Below are 21,898 nucleotides of genomic sequence, written 5' to 3'. Positions count from 1 at the left end.
ATCGGATTACAAATTCAAAAGGAGTCTTCTTGAAGTCCGAGCAACATCAGCGACGCAAGGCAATCGGGATCTTGGGCATCTCTCTGCTTCTGGCTTTCCTATGCCTGGGAGCGATGAACGCCTTTAACCTATCCTTCATCCTTCATCCCCGGGGAAGCGGGCAGATCCTGATCTTCAGCGGGCTCTCGGTCATTGTCTTCCTTGTTCTGCTGGCGCTGCTGATTCTGCTGCTTCGTAATATCTTGAAGCTCTACGCCGACCAGAGAAGCAGGGTCCTCGGCTCTCGGCTAAGAACTAGAATCGTTCTGACCGCCATTCTGTTGTCTTTCGCCCCCGCGGTTTTCATGCTGCTCTTCAGCTTCCAGCTGATGAACCGGTCCATTGAACGATGGTTTTCCCAGCCTCCCAGAGATTTGATGGCCGATTCTGCGGATATAGTGCAACAAACCACTTTTTATGCGACGGCAAACGCCCGGGCAGAAGCAGAAGCACTCATCGGTTCTGAGGCGCTGAATCAGGCTCTACAATCCCAAAACCATACCTCAATCCAGGAAGCACTCCGCAGCCGGAGAATTACTCTGGAAGGCGGATTTGCAGCTGTTTTTCGGGAAGATGGCAGCCTACTCGGCGGATATCAGATACCACAAGGTCCGGAGGCGGTCGCAATCCGTCCCTGGCTGGATGAGCCGACAGATCAGTCCGGTGACCAGAGCAAACCGCTACCGGGAGGTATTCTGACTGCCGCCGAACACAGCGATGAGCCCATCGTGAAAATCGGCAACGATGAATTCGCCCTTGGCATGGCAAGTGGCACACAGAAAGCCATAGTTGTTGTCGGAATGCCAATGCCGGTTGGTTTAAGCAAGACCGTTACCCGTATTCGCACCAATGCCGCCACCTATTGGTCTCTCTATCGTTCTCGGAACCAGGTTCGCTGGACCTACCTGCTGATGCTTTTATTGCTGACGGTTCTGGTTTTCTTTACCAGCAGCTGGTTGGCCCTCTTCCTCTCAAAACAGATCACACGCCCCGTAGAGGCACTTGCCGATGCTATGGGAGAAATCGCCGCTGGCCATTACCAGCACCGCATCAATCTGGAGTCGAGCGAAGAACTGGCAGAGCTGATTTACTCCTTCAACCGAATGGCAAGCGATCTGGAGGAAAGCCGTAAGCTGGCCGATTTTTCGGCAATTCAACTCTCCGCCGCAAACCGGACGTTAGAAGAACGTCGCCGGGAGTTGGAAACGATCCTGGAAACGATTCCCAATGGCGTGCTTACACTGGACCCGCAAACTCGTGTTTTGCAGGCCAATCAGGCCTTCTGCGATCTGATGGGCCATGGAGACGGCGACCTGTCAGGGTTACCACTGGAAGCACTCTTTCCAGAGGAAATGGCGGATGATTTAAGGCGGCTGATTCGCCGTAGCCAGCGGATGGGTCTGGCTACAGCCGAATTTCAGATAGATGGCCCCAGAGGCCCGCTCCACCTCTCCGCCACAATGTCTCTTCTAGAGTTGGAACCCGGACAGCGTAGCTCGGTTCTGGTTCTCGAGGACACGACGGAGACGCTCAGAGCCCAACGGCAGACCGCATGGAAAGAAGTTGCCCAACGGGTTGCGCACGAAATCAAAAACCCGTTGACCCCGATCTCTCTCTCCGCAGAACGAATCCGCAAGCATATCGATCGCAACACGTCCGATTCTCCCAGCATCATACGCAGATCTACCGATGTCATTCTTGGCTCGGTAGAAACTCTCCGAACCCTGGTAGATCAATTTGCGGCACTTGCCCAATTCCCTACCGCCCAGCCGCGACCATCAAACGTCAACGAGATCGTAGAAACGGCACTGCTGCTCTTCTCCGGAAGGCTGGAAGGGATCAGAATCGAAAAGCAACTGGAAGCAGACTTGCCCCTGGTCATGGCCGATGGGGAAGCTATGAAGAGAGCTCTGGCGAATCTCATCGACAACGCTGCTGAAGCCATGCAGGGGAGTTTGCTAAGAATACTCACGATTGAGACATCCTTAGGGGAAAATCACGGATGCGTTGAAATCTCAGTTTCCGATACAGGACACGGACTCACAGACGACATGCGCGAAAGGCTCTTCCTGCCCTTCTTTTCCACGAAACAACGCGGGACCGGTTTGGGACTTTCCATTGCCGCAAAGATCGTTCAGGAACATCAAGGCACAATTCGGGCGGAAAAAAACAATCCGGCAGGCGCCCGTTTTATCCTGACCTTACCACTAGCCGAAAATGCATCTACCTGGACAAATGGCATCAATGCCGCAAAGGAACCTGCACTACCGGGAGAAGACGGGGATAGGGCATGAATCACGTGCTGATCGTGGATGACGAAGCAGAAATTCGTCAGCTACTGGAAGAAATTCTTACGGAAGAGGGGTACGCCGTTACCAGTTCCGCAACTGGCGAAGAAGCTCTGGTATTGCTCCGGGACGCAGACTACGATGTCGTACTGCTGGATATTTGGCTGCCGGGGCGGGATGGGCTCGACATCCTGAGCGAAATCCGGTCTCTGGATAGTGAAAGCCGTCCGGAGGTTGTCATTATCTCCGGACACGGCACCATTGAAACAGCAGTCAAAGCTACCAAGCTCGGAGCCTACGATTTCCTTGAGAAGCCGCTTTCTCTCGATCGGACTCTAATTGTCGTCAAGAATGCGATGGAAGCTCGTAAACTCCGGGGCGAAAACCTTGAGTTCAAGCGCCAGCTCTCCTCCCATGCTCCCATCACAGGAGAAAGCGTTCCGGTAAAGGCTCTGCGTCAACAGATCAAGTTGATGGCGCCCACCAACGGACGTGTTCTTATTTATGGCGAATCGGGATCGGGCAAAGAGTTAATCGCACGTGCCATCCACGCGGCCAGTTTGCGCCGCGACCGCATCTTTATCGAACTGAATTGTGCGGCAATCCCTGAAGACTACATTGAGAGCGAGCTCTTTGGATATCGCCATGGAGCCATGCCCGGAGGCGCCGTAGAGAAGCGGGGAACCTTTGAGCGAGCCAATGGAGGAACGCTCTTCCTCGATGAAGTCGGCGACATGAGCCTCAAGACTCAGGCCAAGGTCTTGCGCACTCTCGATGAGCAGCTCTTCACGCCGGTCGGCGGGACCCAACCTATTCGTGTCGATGTCCGAGTCATTGCGGCAACAAACAAAGATCTGGAAGAAGAAATTGCTCGTGGAAATTTCCGTGAAGATCTCTTCTACCGGCTCAATGTAGTTCCTTTTTTCGTTCCTCCTCTACGAGACCGGAAAGAAGATATCACGCTCCTGGTTCGTGAATTTTTGCGAGGCTTCGGAGCAGAGTATGGACGACCACGCATCGATATCACCGACGAAGCAATCGAAACCCTAAAGCACTATCACTGGCCGGGAAATGTGCGGGAATTAAAGAACCTGATCGAGCGTGTACTGATTCTGAATCCACAGGCAGCGAAGATCGACCGCAAACATCTACCGGTTCTTGTTCATCGTACAGGCACACGTAAAAATGACGAGTTCGTCACGCTGCAACAAGCTCGCGAAGCCTATGAGCGGGAATACATATTGAAAAAGATCGATGACTGTCGCGGCAATATCAGCCGCGCCGCCGAATCCCTGGGCTTGGAACGCAGCCACCTCTATCGCAAGATGAAATCGCTCGGCATTAGTGTTCGTGACTAAAGCAGTTGAGTTAACCCAAGCGGGGTTCCCGGATTATCACAGATCCAGGTACCCCGCTTCCCTATCGATCAACTTTAAGCACTCTTTTTTGAAGTTACTGCGGTGAAGGTGGACCAGCACTGTTCAACCTTCGCGCTTCCACAGTGCGGGCATTGGATTTTTTTCTGAGCATCATGCTCCGAGATGGTAAGGGACTGCATAAACGTCTTCTTGCAGTCGTTGCAGAGAAATTCGTAATGAGCCATGGAATACCTCTCGCCGGTGCCAAATAAATCCAGCAGGATTCTAGTCCGCCTGCGGAAGAGGTTCAACATGGATTCCCCTTACATTTTTCAAGAGCAAAAGGGAGCCGTAGCTAAATGATTCCACTAGTGCTCCCTTCAAGCTCATTGAAATTTCCGGACTTCTATCAAGCTATTTAGGATCAACGGATTGTTCTGGAGCATTTTCGTCAGGCTGTAAACGTCCCCGGCTCCAATTTCACTTTTGCGAAAATGCCTTACTGCCCCATCTCCTTTACTCCTGAAGCAAGGACCTCTGTAATCGGATTCCCAACTGCGGGAAAAGCAGCTTTGTAGTTTTGCCCTAATAACGCGGCAATCGTGGCAGCAGTTTGGTTCTGCGTAACAGGCTTAACGTTCGCTCGCACTCCCAGTGATTGCGTATCCGGCCCGAGAAATGCCATCCAGATATATTTCGATTGAGGGATGCTCGTACCATGATCCCGCCAATCCTCGATGGTGGCGCCTCTACCATGATCAGTCAGGACAACGAGAGAAGTCTTTCCTCGATATTCAGGCATGGATTGCACAAGATTCCACAATTTCTCAAGATAAGTGTCGAAGCGATGGGCAGCGTCAAGGTAATCTCCGTATCGTCCACCATGGGCCCAGTCATCTGTCTCTCCCAAAGAGAGATATAGAACCCGTGGCTTCTTCTCCTTGAGATACTCAACTGCTGTATAGAAGACAGGAGCATCAAAGGGTTCATCTTCCCATACATGCGGATTCTCCACCTTCCAGCGATTCAGGAGTTCCAGCTGTGAAGACATAGGAGTAAGAACAAATGGCTCATAACCGGCATTGACAACAAAACCACAACGCTTCGAACTTAGAATCCCATCGATAACTGCCCAGGCGCCGAAGGCCGCGACCTGCCCCTGAAAGCGAGGCTGTTTATTCAACCATTCCAAAACAGTTACATTCGGGTTCTGCACATTATCGTTGCTGTTCACTTTGGGATCGGCATATCCAACAAGCGTCTCGCTATATCCCGGATAGGAGAAGTTTAATCCATTAGTTACATAAGCCTGCGAAGCATGATCCTGATCTCCATAAAGCTGTCCTTGCTTCGCGATAGTTGTCCAGAGAAATGGCATAAGTACCTGACGGCGCTCTTCGGGAGTAGCACGCCAATAGTCTTTCCGCAAGCGAACAGCAGCATCTTTTTGATGCTCTTCCATTGCAGCCAAGAGCTTTTCATCAGCGCCGGAAAATACTTCCTGACGGCGCAAGCCATCGGTCATCACGACAAGAACATTCTGAGTTACATTTTGCCCCTGAACAGAGAATGCAGGACACAGAACAACCAAGAGTCCTAAGCAAGCAAAGCGAAATCGAGCAAACATCTTGTTCCTTTCGTTAATCATTTCAATCTGCAAATAGCAATGAGCTCCCGTGGGAGCTCATTGCGTATGAAGATATTACTCCCATCGGAATAACATCGGCTTCGTTGTTGAACAAGGAGAGGTATCCGCATCCCCCTTCCTTCAAGAAGAGGGATAAGCGCACCGTTCCAGATCTCTAGAAATCCAACCGCATGGAAACCTGGCCGGATCTCGCTCCTCCGAAATCGGAACCGATCGTCCCAGTGATCTGCCCGAAATTCGGCGACGCGATATTCATGTTCGGATCTCCGAGGTTGGTGTGATTAAGAACGTTCGTGAAGGTTCCCTCTGCCCTAAGAACAACCCGCTCGGTAATTGCAAAAGACTTGCTGATACCCGAGGACAAATTAATCATTCCAGGACCGGCGACTGAACCAACTTGTGCGTTGCCGAAGCGGCCAATCGGATTCGGTACAGGACCGGAACCGCTGCCGGTTGTGCACGGTGTTCCCGGTTGCCATCCTGGGTATCCAGGACAGGTGAAGGCAGAAGTGTTAATCCAGTGCAGACGATCCTGTCCTGCAGGCTTATTGCTGACTCCAGCGACATGGTCGGCTGCCTGAGCATGGTGGCCTCCATCGAAGCCGGTTTTGGTGCCATTCAAGCCCGAACCTGTTCCTGAGGGATCGCCCTGTCCGGAGGGGAAGTAGGGAGATTCATAAGGACCTGTCTGCCAGAGGAAGATGTTGGACAAACGCCATCCGCCAATCACAGCATCTGCAGCTCGGGATATTTTTGTCCCGAACTGACGCCCGCGTCCGAAGGGAAGATCGTAAACCATCGTAGTGTTCCAACGATGACGGCGAGTGCCATAAACGTTTCCGAAGTCGGCATGCCGATCCAGGATCGAAGTGGAACGGCTTCCACCGGATTCGGAGGCAAAGCCCGTGTTGCCCGGACCTTGGTTATCGGAGAGCGCCTTCGCGTATGTCCAGGAGGAGTCAAACTGCAATCCCCGCTGGAAGCGATGTTTGAACTCTGCCTGCAACGAGTTGTAGCTCGCGTTAGCACCAGTGGACCGGGTATTGATGCGTCCCCAGTTCGGGAAGCGGCGAGCGCTGAAAGGTTGATTGGTTGCCGATGCTGTGCTCGAGAATGGGAGCGTGTTCTCATCGGGAGCCCAGACAAGCTGGTGAGTTTCGGAGCCGATATACGAGATACGAGCAGCATAGCCCGATCCGAAGTCATGATCTACGCTCAGCGACCATTGCTCAGTATAAGGATCTTTCCAGTTCGTGCTATTTGCAGTACCGAAATAATCCTGACCATAACAAGTCGTGCAACCACCGTTTCCAGCACCACCATAGATATTCGGCCATTGGTAGCCAATCGCCTTAGTGGTCGTATCGTAGGTATTCGTATATTGCGTGGTCTGAGCCTGCAATGTACCGGTAAGCGAGTAGAAGTTCGATCCTAATAGCGTGATGTTGTACATGCCCGCTCCACCGCGAATTACCGTTTTGGAGCTATGGAATGGCCGATAAGCAAAACCTAACCGCGGCATAAAGCGCAGGTGAGGATACTTCTTCAACCCCGATGGGAAACCAGCCTGACTGTTCGAGAGCACCGGCATGCAGGGAGCTCCGTTGACTGTAGCGGAATTCGTGTAATTCACACCGTCCGGATTACAGGCATTTGCACTGGCAAGAAATGCCGTTGCCAACAGGCTCTGCTTTCCATCTGGATAAATTGCACGCCCGGAGAGAGCAACATTAGGATCGAAGTTTCCGATGTCACCATGTGGGTCGGAGTAACCAGGATGCAGCTCATAACGGACTCCATAACTGATAGTCAGATCGGGAGTCGCCTTCCATTGATCCTGAGCAAAGAAGTGATAGTGAGTCGACTTACCGTCGTTATCCTGGGCTACAACATCGTAGAAGGTCTGGTACGGAAGCCCCATCAGGAAGTCTGCGAAATCCACTCCTGTAAACAGGCCCGCACTGTTTTTGGTGTTGTACTGGAAAGTACCGTAGTTATCCGAGCCATTAAAGCCGAGAGGAGTAATCGCCTCAAGATTGCGGATATCGAGACCAAACTTGAATTCGTGACGGCCCTTGCTCCAGCTGAGAGTATCCGTATAAACGTAGGTATGCGATTCCGTCAGAGAATCCAGACGATCGGCATCGAGAGACGAAATGTTATTAAAATCAAGTTCGGGCAGACCGTTGTAAAAGAGGTTTTGGAGACCAGTCAATCCCAAACCTTGAGTAAAGGCCTTCCCATTAAAGCTGTTCGTCTTTCCACTTGTATACCGGGTAAAGCCGAAACCTGTTTCGTTGATCAGCTGAGGAGTAATCGACCAGTTGGCACTTACCTTAAGAACACGGCTCTTCTTATTGGACTGAGCCGAAGGAACAGCTAATGCCTGGGCACTGTTAGTCGGGAAGTTTTTCCAGGTGAAACGACCCCAGATAAGAAACTTCTGATTGGAGCCGATGTACTGATCGCCACGAATATCGAATTGATCGGAATGGGCACTCGTGTCCTTATTGGCAACGTAGTTCGAGGTACTATCGTCAGTAAAGACAGTCGGATCCCCAATATTAGGATCGGGAAAGAGAGAGAGAAGTTTCTGTGCAGCAGCGTTGATCTGGGGAAGCGAGGTCCCGTAGCTTGCTCCAGTAAACGGATTCGTCAGACCGGTAAACCCTTTTGAAGAGTACTTAGAGAAATCCCCCTTCTTCATCAGGGTGCTGGGAACTTTATATTGCTTTACATCCTGTGAGGGATGACGCCATCCTTCATAGGCCCCATAAATAAAGGTCTTGTTGTGGCCATTGTAAAAGTGAGGAAGAACAACAGGTCCGCCAAAACTTCCACCGAAAGTATTGCTGACTAATTTCGGTTTAGTTTTAGTCATCGGATAGGTATAGGCAATAGCATTGAAAGCCGCATTCTGGTGATACCAGAATGCCGATCCATGAATGCTATTTCCGCCACCCTTAGTAGTCACAATGACTTCACCAGGCTGGCCGATTTCCGCATTGTTTAACACCCCGTCTGTCCGAAGCTCCGCAATCGACTCAGTCGAAGGGAAGGCATCCCCAATGGGGGAGTTTCCACCGGTCGCGCTTCGTACGGTAATACCATCAACTGAGACTTCTGCCTGAAACGGAAGCCCACCCTGTAAAGAAAAGTTTCCACCGTCTGCCTGGACTCCAGGAAGAGTGGCAATAATTCCTAATGCACTGGTACCACCTGCACTGGCACGGGTATTTACTGGCAGGTTGGCCGCCTCTGTCGCCGAATAAACAGCACTGATCGTAGGACTCTCCGTCTCAATCGCACTGACGGCTTCACCCGAAACGCTCACTTCCTGATGCACATTTCCAATTTCTAGAAAAGGATCAATACGCAGTTCCTGCCGGGCGGCTAATACCACGCTCGTTGCCGACCACTTGGCAAACCCCTCCTGGGAGATCTCAATCGTATAGCGCCCAGCCTTCACGTCCAGGAATTGATAATCGCCTGCGGCATTGGAACGCGTTGTACGAGTCGCACCTTCATCGAGGTTGAGCAGACTGATCGAAGCACCGGAAACAATAGCGCCGGAACTGTCTTTCACATTGCCGAGAATCTTGCCTTGTGTGGACTGAGCCAACAGGTTGGCTCCTGCAAGCAACACTAGAGACAGGAACGTAAGCAACGTTCTTGCCCTTAGATCAGGGAAAGGAGAAACGAATTTGCTCTTCTTTTGTTGCATGTTTATTGGTCTCCAGAAAGAGAACACAGAGAATGCCTTTCGATGTAGCCCTTGTTGGGCTGTTTCCCCTGCACCCAGTTCACTCGTGTGAGTGCGCTGGAACAGAACTCATAACAATGTCGACTCTAGAGAGGTGAGGAGCTGCTCCGGCAGGTTTTTAACAGTTAAGGAACAGAGGTGATATTGAAAATAAACAAGTTACAGAGTGGATCAAGATGTAGTTTTACAAAAGCACAAACAAATTGTCAGAGCTGCTTGAGACATTTTCACTGATTTGTAACGCAAATTGCTTACTCTTGGAACCATCAGCATTCATTCAGGCCAGGAGTTTTGCAGGTAGCCGGACGACCGGTGCAAATTGCGCTCATATAAATAGGGCAGGCAGTAAGAAAAAGAAAAATGACAGTGCCCCCATTACCAAGAAGCTTTGAGGAAGCAGCGCAACTACAAGCAGCTGTTGAAAAGGAACTAGATCGTATCTGCTCCAGTTCCAGTTTTCGCAGCAGCCGAAAGAGTTGTGAGTTTCTGCGTTATGTCGTCCGCGTAGCACTGGACGGACGTACTGACTCGCTGAAAGAGCGCAGCATCGGTATCGATCTGCTAGGTCGTGACTCTTCTTACGACCCAAGTTCCGATGCTACGGTTCGAGTGCGGGCCAATGAGGTTAGAAAGCGCTTAGCATCTTTCTATGGCGAAGACCGTGATTCGCCTGAATATAGAATCATTCTGCCGTCAGGGCGTTATATTCCTCAATTTCTTCCGCGAGCTGCTGAACAGCATCAGCAGGAACCTGTCTTCTCCGTTCCCACAACCGCAACCCACCAGGACGAGAATGAACTAGCTGAAGAACCAGGTATTGCACCGCTCAATACCGTTGTTTTGATGCGGCCTGCTTTAATCGCCCTCTTCCTATGCGTCTTATTGTTACGCCAGCAAATCGGCAATCGTGGGAATCATCTTCTATTCTGGGATCACTTGCTTCAAGGACGTACCGCTGTAACGCTCTCCTTAACGGACGAAAACCCAAGTTCCAATACAGAGCTGGAGAAGGGCATCTATCCCTTGATCTGGTTAAGCGGACGCTATGGAATTTATCCTCACATCCGCTACACACAGGATGAAGACCGAAGCAGCGTGGATAGTGCCAACCTTCATATCTCGTTTGTGAGTCCTACTGCAATCGTCGAGGACAATCGCATTCCGTTTCTTATTACCAACGTGCAGGGACGGCCCACTCTGACCGGACGCAACGGGGAAAAGGTCCAGCCGGACAAGAAACGGGCGGCGCTGCTTACGATCAGGCCTGAGGCCAATAGCGAGTTATGGATTCAAGGCACTGATGGAGCGGCAATCAAACAGTTGACGGAATCGCTTATTCAGGAACATAACTTTCCTATTTCACTAACAAGAGCTATCTCACAAAAACTCCCCGCAGAACTGGTGATGAGCATAGACAATAATGGCTTGGCCACGGTTCATACTTATGTCCCCATCTCCTAAAACCGATAGCAATGCCACAGCCGTACGGCGAAGCGTGTCCTGGCGGGCCGGTATCTTTACTTCAAGCTGGCTGCTCTATGCGGGCTACTACCTCTGCAGAAAAGACCTTCGCATTTCCCCTGTGCTAAAAAGCTCTCCAACAAGCATGGGAGACGCCGCCAACTTGCTTTTCGCCTTTGGACTGGCATATACGTTGGGGCATTTGATCGCAGGAACACTTGCAGATAAGTGGAGTGCAAGGAAGACCGCTCTAATTGGCGGCATTCTGTCAGCAGCATGTACGACCGCAATTGTGCAATTTGGTGAACCGCGTACTCTGCTTACTCTGCAATTTCTAAACGGGCTGAGCCAGGGCTTCGGATTTCCAGCTCTGGCCAAGCTCCTGATGGCATGGTTCACACGCAAAGAACGTCCGGCAGTCTTTGCATGGTGGACAGCAAGCTATTCTCTGGGTGGAGTCCTGGCGAGTAACTTGGCTGGATGGCTTGCAGCCACACCCTTTCTGATTCCCGGACTCGGCTGGAAACGGGCCTTCCTCCTTCCCCCGATCCTGCTTATATCTCTGTCGATATATTTTTTCTTTACGACAAAAGATAACCCAGCCGAAGCAGGGCTAAAAGTGCCAGACGAAACCGATCAAGCGCCAAAGGAAGAAACCGGCAGTTGGAAACCAGTTCTTCGAAATTTCCACCTTCAGACAATTGCAGCGATGTATTTCTTTTTGAAGATGACTCGCTACGCATTGCTCTTCTGGCTGCCACTCTATCTCATCCAGGTTACGCATTTTTCCGATAACGTGGCGATCTCTACCGCATCTCTATTTGAACTTTTCGGCTTTGCCGGTGCTCTGCTTGCTACGCATCTCTCCACACGGTATTTCCGCTCGCGCAGATATCCTATTGCGGCAATCTTTCTCTTTGCTTTGGGCTTTCTAGCCTTACTAGAGCCAATACTGATCACCTTGGGCTGGTGGGCAGGAGCTATCAGCATCTCACTAATGGGACTTCTGGTCTATGGGGTGGATGGTTTGATGGTATCCGTAGCTGTACTGGAGAGCGTTCCCTATTCTCATGCCGGACGCTCTATTGCAGCTGTCAATGGAGCCGGATCCGTAGGCCAAACCCTTGCCCCCTTACTCGTCACAGGCTTTGCCCGCTACTACGGCTGGGATAATCTTTTTAATCTCTTCGTGATTACCTCGCTGATAGCCGCGATCATCGTTGCTCCACGATGGAACCAGGAAAATTCGATACCGGAACGCTCTAAACCCGCGGAGATCGCTCCGACAATTGCATAGGCTTTGAAGATTAAGGCGAAAAGCCTTTGGGGGAGTCAACACTGTAATTAGCTCAGAAGGACACAGCTTCCACCGTGTCCTTCCCAACTCCATTGCTCAATTACACCAGAGTCCAGCACAGCAAACGCCCTGCGCCAAATTTGAAGAAATCTCCCCTAGGACGTCTTCGCTTTTAGCTCAGCCAGCATTGCTTCTACGCGATCTTCACTCTCAAGAGCGGCGAACTTGTCTTCAAGCGTCGAATCGCCAATCAGTTCTTTCTCTGCAACATTGCGAGCTTCTCCGCTTTGGATTTTGTCTTTCATGCGATTGAGCGTTGTCTCTTGTGCCGTAACCGCGATATTCCTCGCTTTGGTTGCTTTGCCGACAACACGGGACCTGCGATGTTGTGCAATCAGCAATTCGCAACGCGCACGTGTCTCAGCCAACTTGCGGTCAAGATTCAATAATGCCTGACGAAGAGTATCTGCTTCTTCTTTCTGATCCTCAGCCTGTTGCTGAAATCCTTCCGCGAGTTTTTGATAGCTCAAAGAACGCTCCAGCGCAGCACGGGCTAAATCGTCGCGATTCTTGCTGACAGCAAGAGCGGCCTTTCGCTTCCACTCTTCAATTTGATCTTCCTGTTCTTTCTGTTTCTTTCGCAGGAGATGCTCATCTGCTATCGCAATAGCTACTTGAGTCTTTACCTGTAAAAGCTGATTCTCCATATCGAGAACCAATTGCTTCAGCATCCGCTCGGGATCTTCAGCCTTCTCTATGAGTTCATTCACATTCGCTCGAAGTAACGTACTTACACGCTCCAGGAGTGCCATAGATTCTCCTTTTTGAAGAGCACAGAGGGGGAAATGAATCCCCCTCCATGGATAGTGTTATCGACTAGCTCGGGTCGGCTTTGCCATTTGTCCCTTCGTCTGGCCGCTTCTTCAGGTTCTGAACATTGGCCATCAGCTGGCGTAAATCCATGCCGGAAAGCGCCTCGAAGAGTGCCGGAACCTGTGCAGCCATCTTTGTCATGTCGCCAGTGATCTTATTCACACCGGCCGCCCCATCGGATCCGGTAGAAACAATCGTGATCTTATCGACCTTCGACAAAGGTTCAGACATGGCACGTACAACCTCGGCCATATTGCTGATCAGCTTATCTACCACGGCGGCCTGGTTCCATTCCTGGTAGGCCTCAGCCTTGATGTTCATGGCCTTAGCTTCCGCTTCGCCCTTCTGGAAGATGACGGCAGCCTCTGCCTCACCCTGCGTGCGAATAGCTGCAGCACGGCCTTCGGCTTCTACCGACAGTCTTGCCTTCTCAGCCGCAGCAAGATTCTCAATCCGCTGCCGCTCAATTTCGGCCTGCTTCAAAACAGTCGCGATCAGCTCTTTCTCGTGACGAGAAATTTCAGCTTCCTGCACCTTGATCTGCTGTTCTTTCTCAATCTGCTGAATCTTGACCTGCTCGGCAATAACCTGTTGTTGCATAACATTTGTCTGCAACTCATAAGCTTTATCTGCCTGGGCTTGCTGCTTGCGGCTCTGTTCTGAAAATTGCGCCTTCTTGATATCCAAGTCGCGCTGTGCTTCAGACTGTCTTCCCAAAGAAGCAGTTTCAGCAATCACCCGGTCCTGATCGGCCTGCGCCCTGGCTACAGCAGCTTCGCGCTGTGCACTCGCCTGGCGAATCGCCGTATCGCGTTCGGCTTCTGCTTGCGCAATCTCCGCATCGCGTTTGATTCTGGCAATATCCGGCCGTCCCATATTGGTGATGTACTCGTTCTTATCCCTGACCTCTTTAATGGTGAACGAGATTACCTCCAGCCCCATCTTGCTCATATCTTCCGCGCAGGTTGAGCGCATGCGATCGGCAACCATCTCAGGCTGCTTCACAATCTCTTCCACAGTGAGCTGGCCGATGATTCCACGCAGGTGCCCCTCCATCGCAAGACGGATCAAGGCTTCACGCTGCGGAGGAGTCTTGGTCAGGAACTGCTCGGCTGCCGTCAAGATCGATTGCTGATCCGAACGAACCTTGATCTGTGCAACGGCCTCAACGGTAACGGCCACACCTTGCTTGGTGTACAAATCCTGCTGAGGAGCCACGTCAAAGGCCATCAGTTCCAACGAAAGTTCGCGGCAGTTTTCAATCATCGGCAAAACCAATGTGCCGTGGCCCTTGATAACGCGCGGTCCACGAAACCCAAAGACAATCAGGGCTTCGTTCGGCCCTGCTTTGCGGAAAAGCCTAGCCAATCCACCCAGGAGAGCTATCGTCGCTAAACAAACCAAGCCAATGATTACGATGTAAGTATTTGTCATGTTGCATCCTGATCCTTTCCATCAGGAACACTACAGCTTTATAGTTTTTGTTCCACGTCTATGATGGGGAGGTCTTCCCATCGCCTCACATACGCAATCCCGCCTTCGTAGCGGAGAACATAGACCTCTGCATCTTTTTCAATCGCACCCCCGTCATCTGCACGTGCAGGGGCTGAGCACAACGCACCCAACTGGGTGAATACAATCTCTCCAACTCCTTGCGGACGGATAGCGGCACTGACTCTACCAACTGCTCCAGGCATTGCCGTATCTTCGGCGGTCAGCTCGCGCTCATGCGGAGCAATTACTTTCGCCATGAAGAGAAAGATCAAGGCTCCGCCGATAAAACCACTCAGCATCGCCAGTAAAAGAACTACCGAAACCAGAAAGCTTCCATACTTCGTCAGCAAATAACCGGCGCCACCAAACCAGCAGAGAAACGCCATAAGCGTAAAGCCGTTCCATGGAGACATGGCCTCTGCCGGCGATGTTCCGTGCGCGCAATGGCCTCCAACCCCATGCTGCAGGGAGAATCCATGATGCATCGGAAGGTGGCCACCGATATGCAAATGACCAAGCCCGGTGACAAAGGCCAAAACACTAAGAACAAGGCCAACGCCAAAACAGATCAGGTAGAAACCCTCCCATGTCATACCCTGTCGTCCTTTCTCGCAGGTTTCCTGGTTCGACTAAATCCGTTTCCCGAAGCTTGTGTAGTCACGGTGTCTGCACTTGCCGGTTCTGATCGCAAGACCTCCAGAAGACGATTCACCAATCCAGGAGTCTGAATGATCGCGTCAAGCAACAGCAGACAACGGCGTGAATCCTCGTGCTGAGCCACCGTGAGCAAAGCATGCTTCAGCTCCGGGTCCTTGCGAAAACGCTCCGCACCACTGACCAGCCATAGATCCAGCTTGTCTTCTGCGGCCCGCACGTCGCTCAAGAGCTCCGGATGATAGCCCTCAGGGTCGTCCACGAGATAACCGGGATGGACCTTGAAGAACTTTGCCAACAACTGGCGTGTTTTGTTGGTCAGATGAGGTCTGGCGCCGCTTTCTATCTGCGACAGGTACGACTGGCTCAGACTTTCCTTTGTCTCTGAACGAATCGCCTTCACAAGTTCCTGCTGCGTCATGGCCCGTCCCAAGCCTCTGAGACTACCTTCAACCTCACGTAAATATCGAATTTTGTCGCCTAGATTCATGTCTTATTGCAAATCGCAATATTTATATTGCGATTTGCAATAGAAGTCAAAGAAAATCGAACAATAAACATACGAATGGTAATCGCATTGTTTTCTGTGATATAGCAGAACACGCCATCCTGCCTCGCCGAAGCTGTAAGGCGATAAGATGGAAAGAAATGCCAAAGATGAATCGTGCAGCCGTAGGAATCGACTTCGGCACAACAAACAGTTCTGTAGGATTTGCAACGAAAGGCTCGGAAGTAGAGCTCATTTCCTTCCCCACCGCTACCGGTTCGACAGAGTCCTATCGCTCTGTCTTATATCTGGAGCAGCATAAGGCTCAAGGCAGAAACCAGCTCAAGTCGTGGACGGGACCTGAAGCAATCGAGAACTACCTAAACGCGGAAAATAAAGGACGGCTCATGCAGTCGCTCAAATCCTATCTGCCAAACCGCGACCTCAAGAGTACCGAGGTATTCGGCAGAGCCTATGCCTTCGAAGATCTGGTCTCCCGCATCCTGGCGGATTTGCGATTGCATGCGGAGAAGCGTCTAGACGCTCCCGTTCAACATGCAATGATCGGCAGACCGGTCAACTTCGTCGGCGCAGAAAACGAAAAGGACAATGAATATGCTCTCTCCCGGCTGCGTGATTCGTTACTGAGGGCTGGGTTTGAATCGGTTGAGTTTGAGATGGAGCCGGTTGCAGCAGCCTACTACTACGAATCAACGCTCTCACATGATGAGTTGATCTTGATCGGAGACTTCGGAGGCGGCACCAGCGACTTCTCACTTCTCCACGTTGGTCCGGGCGTTCGCAAACGAGGTCGCAAACCGGAAGATCTTTTAGGAAATGGAGGGGTCGGCATTGCCGGAGATGCCTTCGACGCAAAGATCGTTCGTAAACTGGTCTCTCCAAGACTAGGGGCCGACTCAACCGTTTATTCGATGAAAAAGCATCTGCCAGCGGTGCCGAATTGGATCTTTACACGACTGGAGCACTGGCACCATCTCTCATTTCTTCAGAGCCGCAATCTCCTCGACAGCCTGAAGCGCACGATGAAGCAGGCAAGCGACCCGGATGCTATCGAAGCTCTTATCTTTCTGATTGAGGAAGACCTGGGATATCAGTTGCATCAAGCTGTACAGAAGGTAAAATGCAAACTTTCCTCCTCGAAAGAAGCTACTTTCCGTTTCAAGCAAGGCGGCTTGAATATTGAAGCTCCAGTGACCCGCGCGGATTTTGAAACCTGGATTACCGATGAACTTTCAGCCATTGAGAACTGTGTCGATTCTTTGTTAGAAAAAAACAGCGTGCAAAAGAAGAAAGTGGACCGAGTCTTTCTCACCGGAGGTTCTTCACTGGTGCCTTCTGTTCGCAAGATCTTCGAAGATCGCTTTGGAAAAGACCGCGTTCGAACCGGCAACGAATTTACCTCCGTTGCTCGCGGCCTGACTCTACGCGCGGCTGAAGGATTGAAACCCAAGTCCCGGTAGTTCTCGCTGCTTCATCTTTGGCAACAAGATTGTCATCATCAGGAGTGGGAGGCCAGAAAGCTTACATGGAGCAACTACGACGTCTCGACTCCCGGAGCACCCACTCTTGCTGTATCTCTGGTACCGTACATAAAGTTCACAGGACAGCTTTGATGATCTTTCGATAGGCGTCGAGAACCTCCCGTCCCTTACTCGTAAGTCGGCAAATGGTAAGCGGATATTTTCCCCGAAAGGTCTTCTGAATTGTGATGTATCCAACCTCTTCCAGTTTCGAGAGATGAACCGAAAGGTTACCCTTCGTGAGCTGAGTCGATTGGTGAAGATACTGAAAGTCAGCTTCCTTCACAGCTGCCAGTAATGCAACAATCATTAGCCTTGCAGGCTCGTGAATGACGCGATCAATTTCGCCTAGTTGTTGGATTGCTGGATTCATGTCACTCGCCATTACCGATTGGTTGGTGCATAAAGCGAAAGAGCACTACGCTTCCAGAAGTCACATTGAGACAACCCATAATGACAAATAGAATTACAAATCCCTTTGAAGCAGGAACGCCCAGAAGACAAAGAGCTAGAGCTAGGAGACTCATACAAACACCACCGATGAGGAATCGCGGTAATCGGCCACTCAAAGCCATAATTGCCCCGCCCAATAACCCCGAACCAATCAACAACCACTGATCCTGATGTGTGACGTGCGGGATCGCTACCAATAAAAGCAAGGCAACCAAGATTGCCGCCAAAACACCGATAACGATCTGCTTTCGCTTTAGGAGAGAATGTTGCACATAACCGAACCTCTCGATCAAATACCTTCTTCTCATCCAGCCGATAGCTCCTCGCATACTGAAGCCCACAATAGGTAGTAAAAGAGCAAAGGAATAAACAGATAACTTGAATCCCATAGACTTCTTAGGAAGAACATCCTGAGCATAAATGAGCCCTGAACTCAAAAGCAGGTATACGCCTATAGCCAGCTCCGGAATTCCATCCTGATTATGGGCTCTCTGCAACAAACGCTTTGCTACCACATCGGGATCATTGACTCCACTGAAAGAACATGTATTTTGCATGCCTACCTCTTTTATTTGGTTTGCAATACAAACTAGTTTGCATAATTCTTTCCCTCTCCCCACTTCCTGTCAAGTAAATCCTTCAGCTTTCTTTTCTTTTTTTTGAGGGTAGGCGTAACCCTATGCTCAGCTGCAAATAGTCGGATATCCACAAGAAAATCACAAAACCGAGTGACCTTTATCACTAAAAACAGTCCACGTTTGCGGTCTACTTGAAACAGAATTGCAATTTCATTTTCGACAAGCTCGAGCTTGGCCAACCGGGCTTATGTGTTGCAAAGGCCAGACAGGAATCAAGGAATGAAAAACGACCTTTGGCGGCATCTGGGAAAGAGGCTGACTTGCACCCGTCTCAATCTATTCAGAATTGCATTACTCTTCGCATTTTTGTGTATCTCGGGAGATGCGCTGGCGGGTGATGTTCTGAAGTTTTCAGGAGTTGTTACCGACCCTTCGGGAGCGGCTCTTCCCCAGTCCAAAGTCGTTATTCAAAATCTCGATACGGGAAGCAAGCAATCGATTTCCAGTGACAACCAGGGATGGTATGAATTTCTCGCTCCGGCAGGCCACTATCAGATTGAAGTCACGTCGAGCGGCTTTCACAGCTATCTTCGCAGTGGCCTTGAATTGGGACCCACGGCTTCTTTGCGTGTGGATATCACTCTTCAGGTGGAATCCAAATCCGAGGAGGTAATGGTCACTCTCGACACCACGCAAATCGACACCTCCAATACGCAAGTCGGCGAAGCTATTTCCCAAAAGAAGATGACTACAGTTCCTTTGAATGGAAGGAGCTATACCGATCTGCTCGCGTTGCAAACAGGAGTCGTTCCCGCCAGTTCAGCGCAATCAAATGCCGTGGTTATGTCAGGCTGCACAAGCACTCCGCCTTCCGGAGATCTGAACCCCGGGAACATGTCCGTCAGCGGGCAGAGAGAGACTTCCAATGGTTTCTTTGTAAATGGCAGCTCCGTAGAAGAAGCTTTCAACAACACCGCCAGCGTAGTGCCCAATCTCGACTCGATTGCAGAATTCCGAGTACTTACAAGCAGTTTCGACGCAGAATATGGCAACTTCAGCGGAGGCCAGGTATTAGTTGTAACGAAAACAGGAACCAATAACCTTCACGGCAGTGCCTTTGGTTTCTTCCGCGACACACATCTCGACTCTCGCAATTACCTGGCAAGCGAACGAGCCAAATACGACCGGCGCCAATATGGGGGCACGATCGGAGGCCCTGCACTCAAGAACAAGATATTCTTCTTTGCCGACTACCAGGGAACCAACATGACGCAGGGAGTGGAAACGGGTCATATCTCGGTCCCTTCTCTGCAAAATCGTGAAGGAGACTTTTCCGAGGTGGCAAGTCAGTTGACAGGAACTGTTAGCGGTCCATATCTTGCGAATCTGCTATCGAGCCGGCTACAGCAAAGTGTCAGAGTTGGCGAACCGTATTACACTGCCACTTGCTCAAACACGAAGGAATGCGTCTTCCCCGGCGGCAAAATTCCTACAACAGCATGGTCTGCTCCGGCCAAGGCATTGATGAAGTACATACCAACCCCTAATGTGGGTAGTAACACCTTCTCAACCTCAACACAGAATCAAATCCTGGGAAATAACAAGGCTGCACTGCGTCTCGACTGGAACACTCACCTGGGGGCCTTTTCGGCCTACTATTTCAGGGACGGATACAGGCTTGACAATCCCTACCCGACCTCGCAAGGAGGCGCCAACGTCCCAGGCTTCAACGCTCTTTCTACCGGCCGGGCCCAACTCATTAATCTGGGCTGGACAAAGCCATGGGGCACCGGAACCGTAAATGAGCTACATTTCAGTTACATTCGCAATGCCAATAAAATTGGCCAGCCTATCGGTGGACTAGGAACCTCTCTCGCAGAACAAGGATTTGTCTCAGGAGAAGGAACTCTCGGCATTGTTCCGCTCAACCCGGCTGCAGAGGGAGTTGAAAACGTCTCTTTCAACGATTTCACGATCGGCGTTGACGTTACAGGAGAGCGGCAGGTCAACAACACCTATCAGCTGACGGATAACTTCTCTAAGGTAGTAGGAAAGAATACATTCAAGTTTGGTGCCGATTTCCATCTCGATCAGGTCAACATCGATTCCAATTCAATTAATAACGGAGCCTTCGTTTTCCAGGGAACAGAGACAGGTCTTGATTTTGCCGACTACCTCATCGGAACGGCAAGCAATTATGAACAGGGCGATGCGAATCCCTTCTATCTCCGTAATAAATACATCGGACTCTATGCACAGAACAGCTGGCAAGCGCTTCGCAATCTGACGCTGAACTACGGAATCCGCTGGGAAGTTCTTCCTCCCTGGCATGAGAAATACAATCAGATTCAAACTTTTGTGCTTGGTCAGCAGTCGGAGGTTTACCCTAATGCCCCAGAGGGTATTGTCTTCCCCGGAGATAAAGGAATACCGCGCACTCTTGCTTCGACAAAATGGAATAACTTCTCACCGCGAGTTGGTATCGCCTATTCTCCCGCTACAGAGAACCGCTTCCTAAAACTTCTTTTTGGGGGCCAGGGCAAGAGCAGCATTCGCGGCTCTTTCGGTATCTTTCACACTGCCTTTGAAGGATTATCTGCAGGAATCATGAGCGCCTGCCCGCCTTATGGCTACGACTATGACAGCACAGGGGGACGCCCGCTCTTCGAAGAGCCTTTTGTTTCGGCAAGCACAGGAAAAAGCAACGGCCAACCCTTTCCTTCTCCAATCCCGGTCTATGGCGCCTCCAGGAAGACACCGAACAGCTCTGTCGATTGGTCGAAATATAACCCCATCACCGGCGATCCGGCCTTTTACTACAAGAACAGCTCACCTTACACCGAAAGCTATAGTGTTTCCATTGAGCGTGAGCTGGCCTCAAATACCTTCCTGAAGCTCGCATATGTTGGGGCACAATCGCATCATCTGCTTGTCCTCACTCCGGCCTCGCCGGGTAATTCCGAACGCTGCAAGAGCGTGAGCACTACGGACGAAGTGGAAGCAGGTACCGCAACCTGCGGCCCATTCAGTGAAGGCGGCTTGTTTTATAAGAAGGATGGATCGGTAGTTCAGGTGCGTGGGCCGTTCAGCTCATCTTTCGACGGCATTACTTATCAGAAGACGATGGGCAGTTCAAACTACAACGCATTTGAATTCAGCTTGCGCCGGAGCAGCAGCAATCTGGAGCTTCTGGCCGCTTATACCTTCAGCAAGTCTCTCGACAATTCTTCAAGCCTTTCGGAAGAAGTAAACCCAATCAACCCTGCCTGGAGCAGGTCTATTTCAGCTTTCGATGTCCGCCACAACATGGTGGTGAGTTACGACTACCACCTTCCATTACAGTTGCTGGCACATTCGAACAATGCCTGGGTATCCGGTTGGGAGTTGTCCGGGATCACCCGCTTTACAACCGGAATGCCGGTCACGCTCTATAACAACGACGATACTTCGCTCCTGGGCTCAATTCCGAATGGCATCAACAACAATGGAGTTGATACCCCTGACTACACACCGGGAGATCTAAAGCTAAATCGGAATCCTCGGAGTAGCAGGTACGCGTTCAATACTTCCCTGTTCTCTATTCCACAATCCAGCAGCGAGTACGGACATATCGGAACCGCCCGCCGTCGCTTCTTCTACGGACCTGGATTGGAGAACTTCGATATGGCGCTGCAAAAGCAGATCAATCTGACGGAATCGAAAACACTGGAGCTAAGGTTGGAATCTTTCAACACCTTCAATCATGCGCAATTCTTCGGACCGGAAGCGGTAAATGGAAATCCGGATAGCACCAACTTCGGAAAGATTGTGAATGCCAATGCTCCACGCCAGATGCAAATTGCTGCTAAGTTCAAATTCTAACGGCGGTAGTGCACCAAGCTGTGGGTGCTCCTGCTTGCCTTTAAAAAAGGCCATGCTCTCTTCCGCATGGCCTTTCCAATTTCAAACGAATTGTTACCGATGT

15 protein-coding genes are annotated in these 21,898 nt (G+C 50.8%); 6 read left to right on the top strand and 9 right to left on the bottom strand.

From position 1 onward, the window contains the following. Nucleotides 1-29 precede the first annotated feature (29 nt). Entirely contained in the window at nucleotides 30-2,333 is a 2,304-nt protein-coding gene (locus AC6I7T_RS19410; RefSeq protein ID WP_497789157.1) for a sensor histidine kinase, read from the top strand. After that, nucleotides 2,330-3,685, top strand: coding sequence for a sigma-54-dependent transcriptional regulator (locus tag AC6I7T_RS19405; RefSeq protein ID WP_497789155.1), 1,356 nt, complete (start codon nucleotides 2,330-2,332; stop codon nucleotides 3,683-3,685). Before AC6I7T_RS19410 ends, AC6I7T_RS19405 begins: the two co-directional genes overlap by 4 nt. Before the next feature lie 74 nt (nucleotides 3,686-3,759). Here the strand turns inward: AC6I7T_RS19405 and AC6I7T_RS19400 are convergent, their stop codons facing one another. The 3 genes from AC6I7T_RS19400 to AC6I7T_RS19390 form a co-directional block, all read right to left on the bottom strand. Then, on the bottom strand, nucleotides 3,760-3,930 hold the full coding sequence (locus tag AC6I7T_RS19400; protein ID WP_497789154.1) for an FmdB family zinc ribbon protein: 171 nt from the start codon (nucleotides 3,928-3,930) through the stop codon (nucleotides 3,760-3,762). 254 nt (nucleotides 3,931-4,184) lie between these two features. Continuing rightward, nucleotides 4,185-5,312 carry a hypothetical protein gene (locus AC6I7T_RS19395; RefSeq protein WP_497789152.1) on the bottom strand — a complete coding sequence of 376 codons (1,128 nt, stop codon included), beginning with the start codon at nucleotides 5,310-5,312 and terminating at the stop codon, nucleotides 4,185-4,187. A gap of 175 nt (nucleotides 5,313-5,487) precedes the next feature. Then, on the bottom strand, nucleotides 5,488-9,057 hold the full coding sequence (locus AC6I7T_RS19390; protein ID WP_497789151.1) for a carboxypeptidase-like regulatory domain-containing protein: 3,570 nt from the start codon (nucleotides 9,055-9,057) through the stop codon (nucleotides 5,488-5,490). A gap of 399 nt (nucleotides 9,058-9,456) precedes the next feature. Between AC6I7T_RS19390 and AC6I7T_RS19385 the strand changes: the two genes are divergently transcribed. Both AC6I7T_RS19385 and AC6I7T_RS19380 read left to right on the top strand, forming a co-directional pair. After that, nucleotides 9,457-10,557 (top strand): hypothetical protein, encoded by a 1,101-nt coding sequence (locus AC6I7T_RS19385; RefSeq protein ID WP_497789150.1) that lies wholly within the window; start codon nucleotides 9,457-9,459, stop codon nucleotides 10,555-10,557. Then, nucleotides 10,541-11,854, top strand: a complete 1,314-nt coding sequence (locus tag AC6I7T_RS19380; protein WP_497789149.1) for an MFS transporter — start codon at nucleotides 10,541-10,543, stop codon at nucleotides 11,852-11,854. The genes AC6I7T_RS19385 and AC6I7T_RS19380 overlap by 17 nt, the downstream gene beginning before the upstream one ends. A 155-nt stretch (nucleotides 11,855-12,009) precedes the next feature. Here the strand turns inward: AC6I7T_RS19380 and AC6I7T_RS19375 are convergent, their stop codons facing one another. The 4 genes from AC6I7T_RS19375 to AC6I7T_RS19360 form a co-directional block, all read right to left on the bottom strand. Continuing rightward, on the bottom strand, nucleotides 12,010-12,666 hold the full coding sequence (locus tag AC6I7T_RS19375) for a PspA/IM30 family protein (protein ID WP_497789147.1): 657 nt from the start codon (nucleotides 12,664-12,666) through the stop codon (nucleotides 12,010-12,012). 64 nt (nucleotides 12,667-12,730) lie between these two features. Further along, nucleotides 12,731-14,161, bottom strand: a complete 1,431-nt coding sequence (locus AC6I7T_RS19370) for a flotillin family protein (protein ID WP_497789146.1) — start codon at nucleotides 14,159-14,161, stop codon at nucleotides 12,731-12,733. Between the two features lie 38 nt (nucleotides 14,162-14,199). Further along, on the bottom strand, nucleotides 14,200-14,814 hold the full coding sequence (locus tag AC6I7T_RS19365; RefSeq protein ID WP_497789145.1) for an NfeD family membrane protein: 615 nt from the start codon (nucleotides 14,812-14,814) through the stop codon (nucleotides 14,200-14,202). Next, nucleotides 14,811-15,296 (bottom strand): helix-turn-helix domain-containing protein, encoded by a 486-nt coding sequence (locus AC6I7T_RS19360; protein WP_497789144.1) that lies wholly within the window; start codon nucleotides 15,294-15,296, stop codon nucleotides 14,811-14,813. The genes AC6I7T_RS19365 and AC6I7T_RS19360 overlap by 4 nt, the downstream gene beginning before the upstream one ends. A gap of 227 nt (nucleotides 15,297-15,523) precedes the next feature. Here AC6I7T_RS19360 and AC6I7T_RS19355 point away from each other — a divergent pair, with 227 nt between their 5' ends. Beyond that, nucleotides 15,524-16,843 carry an Hsp70 family protein gene (locus AC6I7T_RS19355; protein WP_497789143.1) on the top strand — a complete coding sequence of 440 codons (1,320 nt, stop codon included), beginning with the start codon at nucleotides 15,524-15,526 and terminating at the stop codon, nucleotides 16,841-16,843. A gap of 136 nt (nucleotides 16,844-16,979) precedes the next feature. Here the strand turns inward: AC6I7T_RS19355 and AC6I7T_RS19350 are convergent, their stop codons facing one another. Next, nucleotides 16,980-17,276 (bottom strand): winged helix-turn-helix domain-containing protein, encoded by a 297-nt coding sequence (locus tag AC6I7T_RS19350; RefSeq protein WP_497789141.1) that lies wholly within the window; start codon nucleotides 17,274-17,276, stop codon nucleotides 16,980-16,982. A gap of 1 nt (nucleotide 17,277) precedes the next feature. Beyond that, complete coding sequence (locus tag AC6I7T_RS19345) at nucleotides 17,278-17,913, bottom strand: hypothetical protein (RefSeq protein ID WP_497789140.1); 636 nt, start codon at nucleotides 17,911-17,913, stop codon at nucleotides 17,278-17,280. A 300-nt stretch (nucleotides 17,914-18,213) separates the two neighbouring features. Here AC6I7T_RS19345 and AC6I7T_RS19340 point away from each other — a divergent pair, with 300 nt between their 5' ends. Continuing rightward, complete coding sequence (locus AC6I7T_RS19340; protein ID WP_497789138.1) at nucleotides 18,214-21,795, top strand: outer membrane beta-barrel protein; 3,582 nt, start codon at nucleotides 18,214-18,216, stop codon at nucleotides 21,793-21,795. The last annotated feature ends 103 nt before the right edge of the window (nucleotides 21,796-21,898 follow it).

This window comes from Humiphilus diazotrophicus (assembly GCF_059726315.1).
This window is presented reverse-complemented; position numbering and strand designations above follow the sequence as displayed.